The following is a 2451-nucleotide window of genomic DNA, read 5'->3' on the forward strand; positions in this document are numbered from 1 at the left end:
CCAAACATGCGCTGCCCTTTGGGTTCTTTCTAGGGACGATTAACTCTTTGTTGCTCGGTTTTTACTTAGCCCACTAGGTTACAAACCTCGCGCCGCGATTTAATCGCCCCTAGATTGAACAAATTTCAATCCACAAAGATCAACACGCCCTAAGTAATACGTTAATAAAAAACCGTCAACCTTTGGGTTGGCGGTTTTTTTATGGGTTATTATAAATACTGCGTTGCTAATTAACCAATAAATTTCGTATTAATGTTTTTTAATGATGATAGTAAACTGTGCTCAACGGTTAGAAAAAATCTAACGATTAAATAAATTTAAACAGGACTAAAACTCATGAAATTACTAAACACATTACTTAGCTCAAAAGTAGGCGTAGCAGCATTAATTTTACGAGTACCAGTTGGCCTTATTTTAGCGGCGCATGGTGCACAAAAGCTATTTGCTTGGTTTGGCGGTTACGGGCTTGAAGGTACAGGCCAATGGATGGCGAGTATTGGTTTAGAGCCTGGCTATTGGTTAGCAATGATGGCAGGTAGCGCTGAGTTTTTTGGTGGCATTGCATTAGCAATTGGTTTGTTAACTCGCCCAGCTGCTGTAGTTGCCGGCTTTACTATGCTGATTGCTATTTTTAGCGTACATATTAGTAATGGCTTATTTATGGCAAACAATGGCTATGAATACGCATTAACTTTACTAGTAGTAACTGTAGTTTTAGCAATTCAAGGAGCGGGAAGCTTTTCTCTTGATAACGTATTAGCTAAAAAGCTCGCTAATAAATAGAGTGTGTTAATTAAAAAAATAGCGGCCAATTTGGCCGCTATTTTTGTTTAAATTATTCAGCAGATAATGTTAAAGAATAACTGTACTGCTTTTGCTCAAGTAAATATTCTTTATGGGTACTTGGGCTCCATGAATCATCGCCACCAACCCCCATATGTTGATGATCAATGTGTACATGTACGCAATCATCAACAATGAGTTCGTTAGTGTGTTTCGCTTGCGTTAACATACTTTGCGAATACTCACTGGCGGCAAATAAAAACGCACCGGTTACGGTTAAATTATTAATACTCAGTAATTGGCAATCACTACGCACGCCGTTATCGGTTGGGAAAATATACGGGGTATGTAGCTCATTTAAACTTAAGCTGTAATAACCTAAACGTGCTGCGGCTTTGCGATCTGGGTAGTTTTCAAAAGGCCCTAAACCACGCCAGTTTACTTTTGTATCGCTTTGCTTGTTAAGCGTTGTACTTAGCCCTATACGCGGCATTGGCGGAAGTGTATCGTTTAAGTGCACATCAACATTTAAGCTAATATTGCCGGTATTATTTAGTGTATATAGCCATTGTGTTTTTGCTTGTAGCACGCCGTTAAATTCATAATTAAATACACAAGTAATACGTATATCAACACTTGATTGCACTGCGTGAATTGAGCTACATGTGCGCTGCCATTGCCCTATACCTGCACGTAACCAACGTGCCTCCCATGCATTAGGGTCTAGGTTATCTACTTCGCTTACGCCTATGTCGTTATCAAGCGGGGCGCGATAAAAGTTATCAACCAGTGGGCTACTAATAACCTGAGTATCGTTTTGTAACCACTGCTCTATAAGCCCTGATTGCTTGCTAAAAACAAGTTTAAACTTATCGTTTTCAATACATAGGTGGGAGTCGGTTTCGTTAACACTTATAGCGCTTTGCTCTGTAGTTGATGCAAATGATTCACTGTTTAAATTATTACTATTTATAAGCTTAAACTGCTCGGTGTTTAATACATGCTCGGCACTTGCAAAGCTACAATCGTTAATTAGTGCTACATCTAAATTAAGGTGGTATTGCGCACCTTGCTCAAACGTTGTTTTAGTTTTAATTGTTAACGTGTGTGTACTTTGCGGAGCAATATTAAGTACATGCTCGCCTTGTTCAACACAGATGCCATTTTGCATTAACTGCCAAACCAGTTTTTCGTTATCTGTGTGTCTAAATACATAATCGCTAAATACATCAACGGTAAATTGGTTTTGAGTCTGCTCGCGCAGCGTAAATTGTAAATGTTGCTGGCTGTATTTAGCTTCAAACAAGCTTGGATGCGGTGTGCGATCTGGAAATAATAAGCCGTTAATACAAAATTGGCGGTCGTTTAGTTCATCACCAAAATCGCCGCCGTAGGCCCAGTAATGCTCACCATTTTCATCAGTTTTAGATAAACCTTGGTCTACCCAATCCCAAATAAAGCCACCTTGCAGGCGAGGGTATTCTCTAAATGCTTGCCAGTAATCGTCAAAGCTACCTAGGCTGTTACCCATTGCATGGGCGTACTCACATAAAATAAGCGGGCGAGTTTCACCCGGTAGGCTTAGCCATTTTTTTATTGAATATTTTGGTACGGCGTCATCGGCAACATGTGTATCTACACGGGCATACATTGGGCAAATAATGTCGG

2 protein-coding genes are annotated in these 2451 nt (G+C 39.9%); one reads left to right on the forward strand and one right to left on the reverse strand.

Translation table 11 applies throughout. The annotated features are described in order from the left end of the window. Positions 1-336 precede the first annotated feature (336 nt). The gene (locus L652_RS0109705) at positions 337-783 is read left to right on the forward strand and encodes a DoxX family protein (protein ID WP_024596695.1); all 447 of its coding nucleotides are present in this window, start codon (positions 337-339) and stop codon (positions 781-783) included. Positions 784-835: 52 nt separating this feature from the next. On the opposite strand, the gene L652_RS0109710 is transcribed toward L652_RS0109705, so the two are convergent. Next, positions 836-2451 (reverse strand): glycoside hydrolase family 2 TIM barrel-domain containing protein (locus L652_RS0109710; protein ID WP_024603425.1); only part of this gene is annotated, 1616 nt, incomplete at its 5' end.

Origin of the sequence: Pseudoalteromonas sp. TB25 (genome assembly GCF_000497995.1) — a bacterium.
In the GTDB taxonomy this organism is placed as follows: Bacteria; Pseudomonadota; Gammaproteobacteria; order Enterobacterales; family Alteromonadaceae; genus Pseudoalteromonas; species Pseudoalteromonas distincta.

Coding starts and splice junctions, on each gene's coding strand:
- L652_RS0109705 (WP_024596695.1), top strand. CDS start 337: ATGAAATTACTAAACACATTACTTAGCTCAAAAGTAGGCGTAGCAGCA.